Annotated in this window: 15 protein-coding genes; 6 read left to right on the forward strand and 9 right to left on the reverse strand. The window is 71.2% G+C overall.

All coding sequences use genetic code 11. The annotated features are described in order from the left end of the window. Positions 1-110: 110 nt before the first annotated feature. From VNT50_RS13970 to VNT50_RS13985, 4 genes are all read right to left on the reverse strand, one after another. Positions 111-815, reverse strand: coding sequence for a hypothetical protein (locus VNT50_RS13970; RefSeq protein WP_325485719.1), 705 nt, complete (start codon positions 813-815; stop codon positions 111-113). A gap of 49 nt (positions 816-864) precedes the next feature. After that, positions 865-2,331: an ABC transporter permease gene (locus VNT50_RS13975; RefSeq protein WP_325485720.1), complete on the reverse strand. Its 1,467-nt coding sequence runs from the start codon at positions 2,329-2,331 to the stop codon at positions 865-867. Beyond that, the gene (locus VNT50_RS13980) at positions 2,328-3,089 is read right to left on the reverse strand and encodes an ABC transporter ATP-binding protein (protein WP_325485721.1); all 762 of its coding nucleotides are present in this window, start codon (positions 3,087-3,089) and stop codon (positions 2,328-2,330) included. Before VNT50_RS13980 ends, VNT50_RS13975 begins: the two co-directional genes overlap by 4 nt. Before the next feature lie 77 nt (positions 3,090-3,166). Then, a complete protein-coding gene (locus VNT50_RS13985) occupies positions 3,167-4,771 on the reverse strand; it encodes a bifunctional phosphatase PAP2/diacylglycerol kinase family protein (protein ID WP_325485722.1) in 1,605 nt (534 codons plus the stop codon). Positions 4,772-4,995: 224 nt separating this feature from the next. Here VNT50_RS13985 and VNT50_RS13990 point away from each other — a divergent pair, with 224 nt between their 5' ends. Then, positions 4,996-5,655, forward strand: a complete 660-nt coding sequence (locus tag VNT50_RS13990) for a phosphatase PAP2 family protein (RefSeq protein ID WP_325485723.1) — start codon at positions 4,996-4,998, stop codon at positions 5,653-5,655. 21 nt (positions 5,656-5,676) lie between these two features. Here the strand turns inward: VNT50_RS13990 and VNT50_RS13995 are convergent, their stop codons facing one another. From VNT50_RS13995 to VNT50_RS14005, 3 genes are read right to left on the reverse strand one after another with little or no spacing between them, the layout of a single operon-like run. Next, the gene (locus VNT50_RS13995) at positions 5,677-6,939 is read right to left on the reverse strand and encodes an MFS transporter (protein ID WP_325485724.1); all 1,263 of its coding nucleotides are present in this window, start codon (positions 6,937-6,939) and stop codon (positions 5,677-5,679) included. 30 nt (positions 6,940-6,969) lie between these two features. Next, positions 6,970-7,632: a response regulator transcription factor gene (locus VNT50_RS14000; RefSeq protein WP_325485725.1), complete on the reverse strand. Its 663-nt coding sequence runs from the start codon at positions 7,630-7,632 to the stop codon at positions 6,970-6,972. Then, complete coding sequence (locus VNT50_RS14005; RefSeq protein ID WP_325485726.1) at positions 7,629-8,810, reverse strand: sensor histidine kinase; 1,182 nt, start codon at positions 8,808-8,810, stop codon at positions 7,629-7,631. The genes VNT50_RS14000 and VNT50_RS14005 overlap by 4 nt, the downstream gene beginning before the upstream one ends. A gap of 205 nt (positions 8,811-9,015) precedes the next feature. Here VNT50_RS14005 and VNT50_RS14010 point away from each other — a divergent pair, with 205 nt between their 5' ends. Together VNT50_RS14010 and VNT50_RS14015 are read left to right on the forward strand one after the other, a co-directional pair. After that, a complete protein-coding gene (locus tag VNT50_RS14010; protein ID WP_325485727.1) occupies positions 9,016-10,524 on the forward strand; it encodes a DUF6421 family protein in 1,509 nt (502 codons plus the stop codon). Further along, a complete protein-coding gene (locus tag VNT50_RS14015; RefSeq protein WP_325485728.1) occupies positions 10,517-11,293 on the forward strand; it encodes an SDR family oxidoreductase in 777 nt (258 codons plus the stop codon). Before VNT50_RS14010 ends, VNT50_RS14015 begins: the two co-directional genes overlap by 8 nt. Here the strand turns inward: VNT50_RS14015 and VNT50_RS14020 are convergent. Beyond that, positions 11,262-12,746, reverse strand: a complete 1,485-nt coding sequence (locus VNT50_RS14020; RefSeq protein ID WP_325485733.1) for an MFS transporter — start codon at positions 12,744-12,746, stop codon at positions 11,262-11,264. The genes VNT50_RS14015 and VNT50_RS14020 overlap by 32 nt on opposite strands. 202 nt (positions 12,747-12,948) lie before the next feature. Here VNT50_RS14020 and VNT50_RS14025 point away from each other — a divergent pair, with 202 nt between their 5' ends. After that, positions 12,949-14,025 (forward strand): threonine aldolase family protein, encoded by a 1,077-nt coding sequence (locus tag VNT50_RS14025; RefSeq protein ID WP_414683975.1) that lies wholly within the window; start codon positions 12,949-12,951, stop codon positions 14,023-14,025. Between the two features lie 51 nt (positions 14,026-14,076). Here VNT50_RS14025 and VNT50_RS14030 read toward each other — a convergent pair whose 3' ends face one another. Then, a complete protein-coding gene (locus VNT50_RS14030; protein ID WP_325485730.1) occupies positions 14,077-14,709 on the reverse strand; it encodes an NUDIX hydrolase family protein in 633 nt (210 codons plus the stop codon). A 236-nt stretch (positions 14,710-14,945) separates the two neighbouring features. On the opposite strand from VNT50_RS14030, the gene VNT50_RS14035 reads away from it, so the two are divergent. Then, complete coding sequence (locus tag VNT50_RS14035) at positions 14,946-15,647, forward strand: alpha/beta hydrolase (RefSeq protein WP_325485731.1); 702 nt, start codon at positions 14,946-14,948, stop codon at positions 15,645-15,647. A gap of 232 nt (positions 15,648-15,879) precedes the next feature. Then, a partial coding sequence (locus VNT50_RS14040; protein WP_325485732.1) for an ATP-binding cassette domain-containing protein occupies positions 15,880-16,072 on the forward strand: 193 nt, incomplete at its 3' end.

Raw genomic sequence — 16,072 nt, forward strand, 5'->3', positions numbered from 1 at the left:
TCTGACTTCGTCTGTCCCCTCTTCGGGGGACAAGCTCGCCCTAGCACATCGAAGTGAATCGAGCAGGAACGGGAGAGAAAACCCACGATAGGCGGATGGCCCGCGATCGGCTAGTAGAGCAGGATCTGCTTGGTCTCCGTCGACGCGATCCCGCCGATCTCGACCCGCACGTGGTAGGAGGCACCACCGCCGGTCGCGCGCTGCCGATTCGGATCCTGGCACGTGTCGACCGACGAGCGCGTCCGGTCCCAGGCGAGCGGTGCCGCGCTCGTGACGGTCTGGCCGGCCGCGAGCAGCACGACCATGTCGCTGGGCGCGCTCTGGCAGTCGGTCGAGCGCCACCACGTGTCGTTGCCGCTGGAGACGGTGAACACCTGCGTCGTCGTCCCGACATTCAGCGTGCAGTCGCTGGTGCCGAGGTTCGTCAGCTGGATGCTCAGCTGCGGATTCTCCCCCGCCGCATAGGTGTCCTTGTCTGTCATGGCCACGACCTGCATCTGCGCCGCGACGCACGGGCCGGCGGTCGGCACGGCGGGTTCGGTCGCGGCCGGCGTCGACGACGGCGCCGGGGTGTCACCCGCCTCCGGGTCGGGCGTTGCGTCCGCGGGCGCCGGCGGTGCGGTCGGCCCCTCGCTCGTGGGAGTCGGCGACGGGGTTCGCCCCGGTCCGGCGTCGGTCGCCGATCCTGTCCACGGCTGGGCGACGAACAGCCACACGATCAGGCCGATGACGACGATCGCGGCGACCAGGAGCACGAGACGTCGCCGCCGGTAGACGGCCGCGGAGCGGCGTCGGCGCGAGCGTTCGGGGGCCATGCCTCCAGGCTAAACCCCGGCGCCACACGGGCGCGGCGACCCGCAGCGGCTACTCCGCCGCGAGAGCCTCGACGGGCGCGACCCGCGTCGCCAGCCGGGTGGGCACGACGGCGGCGACGAGCGCGAGCACCGCGGCGGCCGCCACGACCACGACGATCGTGAACCACGGCAGGGTGGGCGCGACGAGCAGCCCGCCGCTCGGCGAGTCGGGCGAGACCCGGATCGACCCGAGCAGCGACTGCGCCCCCGCCCAGCCGTAGGCGACGCCGAGCACGAGTCCCGTTGCCACGGCCGCGATCGTGACGTGCGCGGCCTCGGCCAGCACCATGCCGCGCACCTGCCCGTTCGACAGTCCGAGCGCGCGCAGCAGGCCGAGTTCGCGGCGCCGCTGCACGATTCCGAGGGTCAGCAGGTTGACGAGCCCCACGGCGGCGATCACGGCGCTCACCCCGATCAGCACCGTGACGATCGCGACGAACGTGTCGAGGACGGTCACCAGATCGGGCGGCAGCTCGCCACCGGCGGATGCCGCGAGCACGGCCTTCGTCGACTCGAGCGCCACCGCGAACATCGTGATGAGCGTCACGCCGATGACGACGCCGATCGCCATGCGAGACGACCGCTCCGGGTAGCGCAGGGCGTTCTCGGCCGCGAGACGCGCCGGCGCCGAGCGCCCGAACCACCGGCCGACGAGGCGCAGCACCGGCGGCATGAAGACGGCCGCGCCCGCGATGAGACCGGAGAAGGAGAAGAGCCCGCCGAAGAAGGCGATGATGACCCCGAACGGCGAGAGCAGGCCGACGGCGATGCCGATCACGAGCAGCACGGCCCCGATCGCGAAGAGCGTGATGGCGACGGCATTGCGCCCTTTCCGGCGCGCGATCTCGCCATGAGCGGTCTCGACCGATCCCCCGAGCGCCTGGAGCGGCGTCACCGAGAGCACGCGGCGCGATCCGACCCACGCGGCCGCCCATGTCGTGAGCGCGACGATCGCGGCGGGGAGCAGCAGCGATGCCTGCGCGACGGCGTACGAGACACCGTCGATCCCCAGCCAGGTGGGCGCCATCGCGACGCAGGCGACGGCGAAGCCGGTGCCGACGACGAGCCCGAGCACGGCCCCGACGACACCGACGGTGAGACCCTGACGTGCGACATCCGCCCGCTGCGATCTCGCCGACGCCCCCACGAGCCGCATGAGCGCGATGCGCCGGGTGCGGCCCGCGACGACGGTCGCGAAGGTGTTGGCCGTGACGATCGCGCCGACGTAGATGGCGATGCCGAGGAAGATCGCCGACACGATGCCGAGCACGAGGGCCAGTGTCGCGCTGCCGCCGATGGCCGAGTTCGCGGTCATCACGGCGCCGATGTAGCCGGTGGCGGTGAGCAGCACGACACCGAAGGCGCTCGACAGGGCGGCGACCAGGATGCTGGCGCCCATCCCCCGATCGCGCAGCCACGCGAGCCGCGGCGCGCGGAGGGGACGGCCCGGAGGGGCAGCGAACGTCGCGGCGGTCATGCCGCCACCTCCATGCCGAGCATGTACGCGCCGACCTCTTCGGCGCTCTGGCGGGGCTTGTCGGCGACGATTCGGCCGTCGCCGAGGAACAGCACGCGATCAGCGAAGCTCGCCGCGACCGGGTCGTGCGTCACCATCGCGATGCTCTGCCCGTGGTCGCGGCTCGCGGCGGCGAGCAGTGCGAGCACCTCGCGGCCCGTGCGGGAATCGAGGTTGCCGGTGGGCTCGTCGGCGAAGACGAGGTCGGGGGCCGTGGCGAGCGCCCGCGCGATCGCCACGCGCTGCTGCTGGCCGCCGCTGAGCTGATGCGGGCGGTGCCGCAGCCGTGGGCCGAGGCTCAGGCTCTCGACGAGCCCGTCGATGCGGGCGCGTTCCAAGGCGCTGGGGCGGCGACCGTCGAGGTCGAAAGGCAGCGTGATGTTGCCGATCGCGTCGAGGGTCGGCACGAGGTTGAACGCCTGGAAGACGAAACCCACGCGTCGGCGGCGGAGGATGGTCAGCTCGAGGTCGCCGAGCCCCGTGATCTCGGTGTCGCCGATCCACGCGCGACCCTGGGTGGGTGCATCGAGCCCCGCCATGATGTGCATGAGCGTCGATTTGCCCGAACCGCTCGGGCCCATGATCGCGGTGAACTGGCCGCGGCGGATGCCGACACTGACCCCGTCGAGCGCCCGCACCTCGCCCTCCCCGGTGCCGTAGGTCTTCGTCAGGTGCTGAACCCGGGCCGCGAGGCCGAGGTCGGTCGTTGTGATCTCCATGCCTCGACGCTACGAACCGAGGACTGCCGCGCGCGTCGGTCGAGCGGCGCATCCGCGTACATCGGAAGGATGACGCGTCAGCCGGTCGCCGCCGCGGAGCGGGGTGCGTAGACCCGCAGCGCGCCGGGCACGATCCGGCACGACAACGTGTAGCGGCCGTCTTCATCGACGGCAGGCCGGCGCTCGAGCTCGCCGTCGTGGGCGTAGAAGGTCGCGCGTCCATGGTGCGGGAGCACCGCGATGTGGATCTCGGCGGTGGTGATTCGCTCGACATCCGAATCGGGCGGCAGCAGCCGCACCGCCCGCAGCACCGCGCGCGTCGCCCTGCCGAACGAGAGCGCGGCGACCGCCTGCAGGCGGGAGCCGCGGGCGTGCAGCACCCGCACATCGAGCACGTCGTCCGAGAGCGTGCGGCGCTGCATCGTCGCGACCTGGCCCGGGGTGTTGCGCCCGACGCTCGCGAACACCGACCAGACCCGCAGCGCCCGCCCGGCGATCTCGATGTCGATCGCCTCGGCGTCGCGCAGCTCGCGCCAGGTCGCGACCACACCGCCGAGCCACTTGCCGAGCCGCGCCTTGCGCCGCGCGCGCTGGGCGACGAAGTCGGGATAGATCCCGATCGAGGCGGCGTTGAGCACGGTGATCGACCGGCCCGCGGTCGTGAGTTCGGCGACGCTCGCGGCCACCCCGCAACCGGCCTCGAGGGCATCGATGGCCGCGTCGACACTGTCGATGCCGGCCGCGCGCGCGAAGTGGTTGAAGGTGCCGCCCGGCAGCGCGAGCAGCGGGCGGTCGAACTCGAGCGCCAGGTGCGCCATGCGCGAGACCGAGCCGTCGCCGCCGTAGACCCCGAGCACGCGCGGGGGCTCCGCGCCCGACATCGCCTCGCGGACGGCGGCCTCGATCGTCTCGTCGGTCGCCAGCTCGCGCACGACGGCACCGGGGAGGCGCGCGGCGACCACGGGTCGCGGATCGAGGCGGATGACGGCGGTTCCGGCATCCGCGTTCATCACGATCAGCACACCGTCTCCGCCTCCCATCGCGGGAAGCTCGATCGGCTCGACGACGTGCGCGAGCTCCGCGTCGTCGGTCCGCTCCTTCCTCGCCCGCGCCGGCAGGACGACGCGGCCCAGCACGGCCACCCCGACGCCGATCGCGACTCCCCCGACCACGTCCGACAGCCAGTGCGCACCGACGTGCAGGCGCGAATACGCGACGGCCGCCGCGATCGGCGCGACGACCGCCCCGGCCGCCGGCGATTCGAGGGCAACCCCGGTCGCGAAGGCCGCGGCGCTGGCGGAGTGCCCGGACGTGAACGACGCGGTGGTCGGGTAGTTCTTCAGTCGGCGGATGACCGGCACCTCGTGGAAGAGCGGGCGCGGCCCGCCGAAGATCCGCTTCACGACCAGGTCGGAGAGCGCGCTCGCGATCGCCATCGAGGCGACCCCGCGCACCGCGGCGCGGCCGAAGCCGAGCGTCAGCAGGGTGGCGCCGGCGACGTACCAGAGCGCCCCGTGGTCGGCGGCGCGACTGAGCCGGCGGTACCCCCTGTCGCGCACGTGCCACGACCGCGAGGCGTTGATGCGCCGATTCACCGAGCGATCGAGCCGGCGCACCCACCGCGGCATCACGCGGGCGCGGCGGTAGGCGAGAACCGGATGCCGCAGGCTGGCCAGACGCATAGACCCGAGGCTAGTTGCGGGCGACCGTGCGCACAGGGCCATTGCCCCGGCGGCCGTGAATGGTTACGTTCGAAGCGCTGTCGAAACCGCCCGCCTCGCGCGATCCCGTGAGGAGCCGAAATGCCCGCGACGGCGCGAGCGCATGAAGGCTCAGCGGGGCCTGCGGTACGAAGAAGCGCCGCGAGAGCCTGACGGGGATCCTGAGGGCCTGCGAGGATAGCCCCGTGCAAGCTCCCCACGAACGCCCCGATCTCTCCCGGCTCGTCCCCCTGATCGTGGGCGCTGCGGCGGCCATCGTGGCGGTCGTCTGCCTGTGGGTCGTGACTTCGGTCCGCCGCGACCAGCCGTTTCCGGTCGATGTCTGGTGGCACGGGCTGATGGTGGCGAACCGGACCGACGCCGGACTCGTTCTGGCGTGGATTCCGGGTCACCTCGGCGGCCCGGTGCTCGCGGCCGTCACCGGGTTGGTCGTCGTCGCGACCCTCCTGATCTTGCGTTGGTGGTGGGCTGCCATCACCGTCGCCGCGACACTGATCCTGTGTATCGCGATCGCCGCTCCGCTCGCCCGGATCGTGGCTCGGATCAGGCCTGAGGACTCGCTTGCCGAAGTCGTGCCGACATCATTCCCCTCGGGGCATGTCGCATTCGCGGCAGCGCTCGCCACGGTCCTGGCACTGCTGTTCCGCCATTGGCTCTGGTGGGCGCTCGGAGCGGTGTGGGTGCTCTGGATGTCGTGGAGCCGCACGTATCTCGCGGCGCACTGGCTGACCGACGTCATCGGCGGCATCTTTCTGGGAGTGGCCGTCGGTGTGCTGGTCTGGGCGGTCGTCGAAACGATCCGCCGGCGACGAGCCGCGCGGACCGCCGCCGCGAGCGCCGGGTGAGGAATAGTCGCCTGCCAAGCCCTACGGTTTGCTCGGAGACCCTTCGGCGTCGAGCGCCGGCGCAGCGGCCGCGATGTGCGAGATCGAACCCCACACCAGCACCAGGGTGAGCGCCGACCCGGCGAATGCGAACCACCACGGGGCCGTGAGACCCCACGCCTGGGCGATGAGCCCGCCCAGCAGCTGACCGATCACGAGGCCGCCGAAGACGCCGACCATGTTGACCGACGCGATCCGCCCCTGCAGCTGAAGCGGCACCAGGCGCTGCCGCACGGTCGTCGAGATCGTGCCCCAGATGAAGGCGTAGGCGCCGAATCCGAACATGATGGCGAAGGCGACGACGCCCGATGTCGTGAGGGCGAACCCGAGGTGCATGAGCACCTCGAGCGAAAGGCACGTGCGCATGAGCGTCGCGAACGACACGTGGCGCTCGAGCCATCCGAAGCTTGCGGTCCCGGCCAGCCCGCCGAGCGCCGACGCCGTCGTCAGCGCGCCGAAGCCCACGGCACCCATGTTCAGGTGCTCGGTCGCGTAGAGCACCAGGATGCTCCAGGGCGCCGCCCACGTCACGTTGAAGACGAGGATGATGATCACGAGCGTTCGCACGGGGGCGTTGCCGCGGAGCCAGCGCAGACCCTCGCGGATCGGATGCGCCTTCGCGCCCGCGGGAACGGGGTCGTGCGGCGGGACAGGGGTGCGTGCGATGCGTGAGATGAGGATGACGGCGAGGCTCACGCACAGGATCTGGACGAGAAACGGCCAGAACGATCCGATGGCGAAGAGGAACGCGCCCAGCGGAGGGCCGGCGAGCTGGTTGCCGACGAGGAACCCGGTCTGCAGCCGCGCGTTGCCGAGCGGCAGATCGGCGGGCCGCACCAGCATCGGCAGGAGCGTGCTTCCCGCCGTGTCGGCGAACACCTCCGCCGTGCCGTAGAGGAAGGCGGTCGCGAGGACCACCCAGACGGTCACCTGGCCGGTCGCGAGGAAGATCACCAGTGCCAGCACGATCACCGCGCGCGACCCGTTCGCGAGCATGACGAGCCGGCGTCGATCGCGGTGGTCGGCGATCGAGCCGGCAAGGAGTCCGAACAGGAGCCACGGGAGGAATTGCATCATCGCCCCCGCGGCGACCAGGAGCGGCGACGAGGTCAGGGAGGCGATCAGCAGCGGGGCCGCAGACAGCGCGATGCCGTCGCCGATGTTGCTGGTCCACGACGATGCCAGCAGCCAGCGGAAGTCGGTGCCGAGTCGGCGGGGGGCGATCAGTTCACCGAGCGAGGGCATTGCGTCATCCTAAACGCGTCCGCCGCCCGCTCAGGCGAGTCCGTGCTCGAACGCGAACACGACGAGCTGCACCCGATCGCGAAGCGCGAGCTTGGCGAGGATGCGGCTGATGTGCGTCTTGACCGTGGCCTCCGACAGGAATTCGCGCGCCGCGATCTCCGAGTTGCTGAGGCCGCGCGCGGCCAGCGCGAAGATCTCCCGCTCGCGCTCGGTCAGGGCGCCGTAGGTGGGCGGGACCGGTCGCGGCGCGGCATCCGCGAAGTGCGCGAAGAGCTCCCGCGTGGCGGATGCCGCGATCACGGCCGAGCCCGTGTGCACGGTGCGGATCGCGGCGAGCAGAAACTCCGGGTCGGCGTCCTTGAGCAGGAAGCCGCTCGCGCCGCCACGGATCGCGCGGGCCGCCGCCTCGTCGAGGTCGAACGTCGTCAGCATCACGACGCGGGGCGGATCGGCATCGCGGAGCAGCTCCGCCGTCGCGGCGAGGCCGTCCATCACCGGCATCCGGACGTCCATGAGCACGACGTCCGGGCGCGTGGCGCGCACCACGGTCAGGGCTTCGCGCCCGTCGGCCGCCTCGCCCACGATCTCGAGGTCGGGTTGCGAGTCGACGAGCATGCGGATGCCGGCACGGAAGAGCGCCTGGTCATCGACCAGCACGACCCGGATGCCTCTACGGGGCTCAGCAACCGTCATGAGGCGTTCTCGATCGGGACGCTCGCCCGGACGACGAACACGCCGTTCTGTTCGCCGGCACCGAGCCGTCCGCCCGCGAGCTGGGCCCGCTCCGTCATCCCGATCAGCCCGTGCCCGTGGGCGGCCGTCGATCCCGCGACGGGAACGCGCGCGGCGGGGTCGACCCGATTGCGCACCTCGATGTCGACGCGGTCGGCATGCCACGCGAGGGCGACGTCGACGCGAGAGCCGTCGCCGTGCCGCAGCGCGTTGGTCAGGGCCTCCTGCAGGATGCGGAAGACCGCGAGCTGCACGCCCGCACCCGGCTCCGTGCGCGGTGCGGGGTCGACGTCGACGGCGACATCGAGACCGGCCGCGCGCACATCGGCGTAGAGGCCCTCGAGGTCGGCGAGGGTGGGCTGCGGGCCGGATTCCTCGCTGTGTCGCAGCCGGGTGAGCAGCAGGCGCACGTCGGCGAGCGCCGACCGCGCGGTGGTCGAGATGGTGCTGAGCGCGGTCGTGGCCGCGTCGGGTCCAGCACCGGCGATCGCGTACCGCGCGCCGTCCGCCTGGGCGATCACGACCGCGAGGGAGTGAGCGACGACGTCGTGCATGTCGCGCGCGATCCGCACCCGCTCCTGCTCCGCGATGGCCTCGCTCTCGGCCCGCACCTGGGCGGCGCGGTTCTGCCTGGCCCGGATCGCGGTGCGCACGAGCGCGCCGACCGTCCACGACAGCAGGAGCGCGAACCCCGCGGCGACCAGCACGGCGAGCGCGCTGGGGATGCTGCTCCACGAGATCCCGCCACCACCGAGGAACGGGCCGAAGGTGAGATACAGGGTGATCACGAGGGCGCCGACGAGCGACGACGCGAATCCGAGCCAGAACACGAGCCGCGTGCCGTACGCCGCCGTGACGTAGAGCACGGCGAAGATCGCGATGTCGCTCAGGCGGGGGCTGAGCCCCGGGAGCATCTGCACGATCGCGCCGCACCACGCGGCAGCGAGCGAGATCGCCGGCGACCAGCGGCGCACGGCCAGGGCGCCGGTCATTATCAGGGCGACGGCGATGCCCCACAGCGTGTCTTGCCGGGTCGGCCCGAGACCGCCGAAGAGCTCGTTCGATACGACCACCACACCGAAGAACGCGGCGAGCATCATGTCGACGACGAGCTGCGTGGGGGTCAGGCTTCGGATCACTCCCTCACGCTACGCGAGCGCCCACGGCGCGACATCCGCCGCAAGATGTATCCGCGACGCTGTCGCGAGCGACGGCCGGACGATGGGCCCCGCAGGACGCGAAGGTCCGCCGAGTACCCTGGTGAGGTATCCCGTTCACCCGCCGCGCAGCCGATCGATCGAACCCGTCAGGCCGCGGCCCGAGCCTCGTAGATCGGAGGTTCCCATGTCCACCGTCAACGCGAACAACGCGAAGGCCATCATCGGCGAGCCCGAGGTCGTCGAGGACGCTTCGACCGTTCGACCCTTCGACAGGCTCAGGACGGCGCGAGCTCAGAGCGGCACCCGCTCGGCGACCGGGCCGGCGACGGGAGCGGAGGATCACTCCGCGTGGCTCGCGCTCAAGCACGCCGCCACGACCCTGCAGGCGCTGCAGGCGAAGGACGGCTCGGTGCCGGCGGCATCCGATCACGACGCCGCGCGTGCGCACGTCGCCACGATCGTGGCCTCGATCCGGGAGCTCGCACCGCTCTTCCCGCATGACGCGGGCTACCTCGAGGCATCGGTGATCGACTTCGAGCGGTGGGCCGCCGAGGGCTTCGGCATCCCGGATTTCTACGACTCGCTCGTGGCCTTCCAGCCGCAGCAGCAGCGCATCGATGGAATCCGTCACCTTGTCGTGTTCCCGATGTACACGCAGAACGGGTCGCAGAACCGCTTCGTCGAGGCCCTGATCGTCGAGACGATCTGGCCCGAGTTCATCGCACACCTCGAGGCCGGCGACTACGGCAACAAGCTGTTCCTGTCGCTGCGGCTCATCGACTTCACCCCCGGGTACGACACGAACTCGGCCGTGCTGTTCCCCGAGACGGTGGCGATGCGCGAGGTGCCGCCGTTCACGTGGGGCGCGATCTTCCAAGACCGCGAGGCGGCGCGCTTCCGGCGCGTGGTGCGCGCGGCATCCGAGATCACCCGGCTCGAGCTGCCCGAGGGCGCGGCGCGGATGCTGGATGATCAGCAGCTCGCCGAGCAGACGTTCGTGATGTGGGACATGATCCACGACCGCACGCACATGCGCGGAGACCTGCCGTTCGACCCGTTCATGATCAAGCAGCGGATGCCGTACTTCCTGTACTCGCTGGAGGAGCTGCGGTGCGACCTCACCGCGTTCCGCGAGAGCGTGCGCATCCAGCACGCGCTCGCGGCGCGCCTCGCGGGGGGCGAACAGCTGACGGTCGTCGAGGCGCACACGCTCGAACACGCCGCGCTCGTGCAGTACGCGGTGATCTTCGACCGGATCTTCCGGTTCGCGATCACCGGGTCGCGCGTGCGCAACTATGACGGACTCGGCGGGCAGCTGCTGTTCGCGTGGCTGCACCAGCGCGGCGTGCTGCACTGGACCGACACGGCGCTCGCGTTCGACTGGCCCGACGTTCCGGCGGCGGTGGTGGCCCTCGGCGACGCGATCGATGAGCTCTACTGGCGCTCGATCGACCGGCCGAAGGTCGCGCACTGGCTCGCCGCGTACGACCTCGTGCGAGGCACGCTCACCCCGAACCCCGCCTCCGCGTGGGCGCGGGGGCTGCCCGACGACGTGCTTGCCGGGCCGCCCAAGGGCTACACCGACGCGGTGCTGGACGATGAGTTCCCGCTGTCGATGTTCTTCGAGGCCCTCGATCGGAAGATGCGCCCCGTGATCGAGTCGACGGCGGGAATCCGGGCCTCCGATGCCTGAGGACGCGGTCTCCGAGCCGGAGCCGGTTTCCGGGCGCGGGGCATCCGGGCACGGGGGCTCCGGACACGGGGCCTCCGGGCGCGGGGCCTCTGGGCGCGTCGTCGTCCTCGCGGGAGGCACGAGTGCGGCGGGGCGCGCGGTCGCGCGCGCCCTGCTCGCCTCGGGCGCCCGAGTGGTCACGGTCGGGAGCCGCCGCGACAACCTCGACGCCGTCGCGGCTGAGCTGCCCGGCGTGCACACCGAGTTGTGCGACCTCACTGCGGAGGCCGAGGTCGCCGACCTCGCCGAGCGCATCCATGCCCGCTTCGGGCGGGTCGACGGGCTCATCCACCTCGTGGGCGGATGGCGCGGCGGCGGTGGCCTCGCGGGGCAGTCCGACGACGACTACCGCGCACTCGAGGTTGGGCTGACGGCCCTGCGCCACGCGAGCCGGGCCTTCGACGCCGGCCTGCGCGCATCGGATGCCGGACGCCTCGCGATCGTCTCGTCGACGGCGGTCGAGCGCCCGCTCGCGGGCGGCGCGAACTACGCCGCCGTCAAGGCGGCGAGCGAGGCCTGGACCCGCGCCGTCGCGCAGGGCTTCGCCAAAGCCGCGCGGGATGCCGCGACCGACGTGTCGGGTGCCGCGGTCATCTTCCGGGTCACGGCCCTGGCGGGCCTCGAGGACGTGCTCGCGGCATCCGTCGTCGATCTGTGGTCGCACGATGCCGCGGAGCTCAACGACCGGGTCATCGCGCTCACGCCGCCGGAGGCGCCGGCGCACCCCTGACCGCGTCTTCCCTGACCGTGTCTTCGTCAGTGTCGGCAGCGGTGTCGGCATCAGGGGTGGCGTCGGTATCGCTGTCGGTAGCGGTGTCGGCATCAGGTGTGGCGTCGGTATCGCTGTCGGCAGTGGCGTCGGTATCGCTGTCCGCATCTGCGTCAGCGGGCGCAGCGGTCTGGTACTCCTCCGACAGCAGGCGGTACGACCTCGTGCCGAATGCCAGGAGGGCGATCACCACCATGGCGAGCCCGGCGAAGAGGAACACCAGGGCGATGCCGCGGGCCTCGCCCTCGCCGAGGAGCCATCCCCACGTGTCCTGTCCCTGGTCGGATTCCATGTAGGGGATGATCCAGAACTGGGCGATCGGGGCGATCAGGAAGGCCGTGACGGGCGCGGCCGCGGATTCGACGGCGGCCGCGAAGCCGAACACCCGCCCCTGCCGCCGGAACGGCACCACCTTCTGGATCACCGTCTGCTCGGACGCCTCGACGGCGGGGATGAGCATCATGTAGACCCAAATGCCGACGGCGTACAGCCACCACCACTCGCGGACCGTGAAGAGCGCGCCGAGGAGGCCCATGGCGATCACGATCAACAGCATCGTGCGGATCGGGTTCTTGCCCAATCCCCACTTGGCGATCACGAGTCCGCCGATGATGAAGCCCGTCGAGGTGACGCCGAGCACGATTCCCCACACTTCGACGGGGAAGAGCGTCAGACCGTACGGGTCCATCAAGGCGATGTAGACCCCGCCGATCAGGTTGTTGAACGTCGAGAAGATGATGAGGGCGAACAGTCCGGGCGCGGCGCGGATCGCACGGATGCTTCCGCGGAAGTCGATCGTCTTCGCCTGGCCCTCTTCGGCGACCGGCTTCTCCTCGGGGATGCGCAGGAAGAACAGATGCACGAGCGCGACGAGGGTGAAGCCGATCGCGATCGCGAGGGTCCACCCCATGCCCAGGAGCCCGATCGCCAACCCGCTGAACACGCTCGTGACCATGAATGCGACGCCCTGCACCGTGCCGACGAGACCGTTGGCGTTCGCGTGGCGTTCGACGGGCACGAGGAGCGTCACCGTCGTGGACAGCGCGATGTTGCGCATGTTCTCGATGACGGCGCCGAACAGGATGATGCCGGCGAACAGCCAGAACCAGGGCCCGCCGATGTCGAGGAGCGCCGACTCGGGCTGCGCCAGGTAGAGCGCCCCGGCCGCGAGGAACGAGACGAGCGTGACCACGCTCGAGAACACCATCACGTGGTGCTTGCGATGCCGATCGACGATCGTTCCGAAGATCATCGAGAACAGCGCGACGAGCAGCATGTAGGCGCCGCCGATGATGCCGGTCGCCAGCACGGACCGCGTCTCGAGGAACACCCAGAAGGTCAAGCCGAACCACAGGAAGCTGGTCGTGACGTTCGCGATCATCGTGTTCACGAGCACCTGCATGAAGGTGCGCATGCCGCCCGGCGGAGCCACGGGCGCACCGGGTTCAGGAACGCGGGTCTCTTCTGTCTGCGGGGGCGCTCCGGGGTTCGGCGCGCCCGTCTGGTCACCGTGCGAAGTCATGATGCGAGGGTATCCATGGGCTCCGACACGGGGAACCCCCTCATGCCCTGCGGTCGTCGGCAGGGCGGTTGCCGGCGCCGCGGCCGTAGGCTTGATGACCGTGACCACGCTCCACGACACGGCGCTTCGCGGCTTCGCCTCCGACAACTACTCCGGCATCCATCCCGCGGTGCTGGCCGCCCTCGCCTCGGCGAACGACGGACATCAGGTCGCGTACGGCGAAGACCAGTACACGGGCCGCCTGCAGGAGGTCTTCGCGCGCCACCTCGGCGAGGGCGTCGAGGCCTTCCCGGTCTTCAACGGCACGGGCGCCAACGTCGTCGGGCTGCAGTCGATGCTCCCCCGCTGGGGCGCCGTGATCACGGCATCCACCGCCCACATCAACGTCGACGAGGGCGGGGCTCCCGAGCGCGTCGCCGGCATCAAGCTGCTCACCGTGCCGACCGACGACGGCAAGCTGACCCCCGAGCTGATCGACCGGGAGGCGTGGGGCTGGGGCGACGAGCACCGCGCCCAGCCGCTCGTCGTCTCGATCACACAGTCGACCGAGCTCGGCACCCTCTACTCCGTCGACGAGATCCGCGCGATCGCCGATCACGCGCACGGCCTGGGCATGCGGCTGCACATGGACGGCGCGCGCGTCTCGAACGCCGCGGCATCCCTCGGCCTGCCGCTGCACGCGTTCACCCGCGATGCCGGCGTCGATGTGCTGAGCTTCGGCGGCACCAAGAACGGGGCCATGCTCGGCGAGGCCATCGTCGTGCTCGACCCGGCGGCATCCACCGGTCTCACCTTCCTGCGCAAGCTCAACATGCAGCTGTCGTCGAAGATGCGGTTCGTGTCGGCCCAGCTGATCGCGCTGCTGGAGGGCGACCTCTGGCTGCGCAACGCCACCCACTCGAACGCGATGGCCGCGCGTCTGCGCGCCGGCGTCGAAGCGGGGCTCGCCGACGGATCGATCAGCGGGGTCGCGTTCACGCAGCCGACGCAGGCGAACGGCGTCTTCGCGACGCTTCCGGATGGCGTCGCCGACCGGCTGCGCGAGTCGTTCCGGTTCTACGACTGGGATGCCGCGAAGAACGAGGTGCGCTGGATGTGCAGCTTCGACACGACCGAAGAGGATGTCGACGCCTTCATCGCCGCGATCTCGCGGGAGACCTCCGCCGTCTGAGCTCGCGGCCGCGGCCGCGTGCGGGCACAAGCGGTGCGCTCGTGAGTGCGCTCAGCGGAGCGCGCCCACGCTGGCGAGGGCCAGCCGCACGAGGGTTCCGCGGCCGCCCTCCATCTCGGCGGATAGGGTTTCGGATGCCGCCTCCTCCGGCGCCATCCAGGTCACCTCGAGCGCGTCCTGACGCGGCTCGCACGTTCCCGTCACCGGAACGACGAACGCGAGCGACACAGCGTGCTGGCGATCGTCGTGGAAGGCGGAGAGCCCGGGGATCGGGAAGTACTCCGCGACGGTGAACGGCACCGGCTGCGGGGGCAGCAGCGGAAAGGCCATCGGCCCCAGGTCGTTCTCGAGGTGGCGGAACAGGGCGTCGCGCACCGACTCGCCGTACCGCACGCGGCCGCTGACGAGCGAGCGGGTCATCTCGCCGAGGGGCGTCGCCCGCAGCAGGATGCCGACCTCGATCACGGCGCCGACGCCGTCGGTGCGCACCGGCACGGCCTCGACGTAGAGGATCGGGAGCCGCCGTCGCGCCTCGGCGAGCTCGATGTCGGTCAGCCATCCGGGGTTCGCGGCGTTGCCCTGGGACGGAGATCCGAACGCCCCGCTGCTCAAGGGGGATCGGCTGCCCGAGGCGCCGTCGTCGGCCCGGTCGTTGGGGTCGGGGTCAGGGGTGCGTACCGGCATGACTCCTGTATACCCCAGGCGCCCGCGCATGACTCCTCCGAATCCCCGCGCGCGTACCGCAGACAGGCACGCTGTGACGAAAGTCGAGCCGAACCCTCCGTTTTCGGCGCCTGGCGCCCCAGGCGTCACACGCATCCTGAATCCGGCACGGGCATGCCACCCCCGCCCACGTATCGGTCCGGTACGGGCACGCCACCCGCCGTCAAGCATCGCTGCGCGGATGGCAGGATGGGCGCATGGCCGAGATCTCCACCCTCGACGATGCCCTTGCCCTCTGGTCCGCCGAGCCCGACGAGCGCGCCGGCAGGCCGCTGCTCGTGCTGCTGCACGGATACGGGGCCGACGAGCGGGATCTCTTCGCGCTCGTGCCGTACCTTCCGCCCGAGTTCGTGGTCGCGGCGGTCCGCGCGCCCCTCGCGCCGCCGTGGCCCGCCCCGGGCTTCTCGTGGTACCCGATCGAAGGACTGGACGGCCGCGACCCCCAGGCCGTGACCCACGCCGCGGGGCGGCTGATCACCTGGCTCGGCGAGGCGGGGCGGGATGCCGCATCCCTCGGTCTGCTCGGGTTCTCACAGGGCGCGTCCGTCGCCTTGCAGGCCCTCCGGCTCGAGCCCGAGCTCTTCGACTTCGTCGTCAACCTGAGCGGCTACGCCGCGCCCGGCCCGCTGCCCGGAGACGCGGCGCTCGCGAAGCTGCGGCCCCCGGTGTTCTGGGGTCGTGGAACGCACGACGACGTCATCCCCGACTTCCTCGTCGAGCACACCACCGAGTGGCTCCCCGGGCACGCCGAGCTGAGCGGGCGCGTATACCCGGGCCTCACGCACAGCGTGTCGGAAGACGAACTCGACGACGTGCGGGTCTTTCTCGAGAAGCGGCTGGAGGATGCCGCCGGCGAGGCCGTGCCCGAAGGTTCGACGGAGGCCGGACAGGCCGAGTAGCGCCGCGCGGGCTCGGGCGACCCGGGTAGACCTGTCGCGCGGCATCCTCTAAAGTGGAGCACTCCTGTTCCCTACGTGAGGATCCTCCGGTGAGACTGATCGACGCTTCCGCGCCCGCATCCGCGCGCTGACCCGTCGACGCTCCCCCTTCGCGTGAGCCCGCCCCGTTCCGGGGCCCCGGTGTCAGTGCACCCACTTTCCGACCGGTGCTCATTCACGCCATGGGAGCAGCATGCCCACGCACACTTCTGTCCTTCTTCTCGACCGGGTTTCGTTCATCTGGCCCGACGGTTCCGTCGCGCTGAGCGACGTCTCCGGAGCATTCGGCGAGGGCCGCACGGGCCTCGTCGGCCGCAACGGCTCGGGCAAGACCACCCTGCTGCGGCTCGCCGCGGGTGAGCTGACCCCGACATCCGGTTCTCTCG

Origin of the sequence: Microbacterium sp., assembly GCF_035554235.1 — a bacterium.
GTDB lineage: Bacteria > Actinomycetota > Actinomycetes > Actinomycetales > Microbacteriaceae > Microbacterium.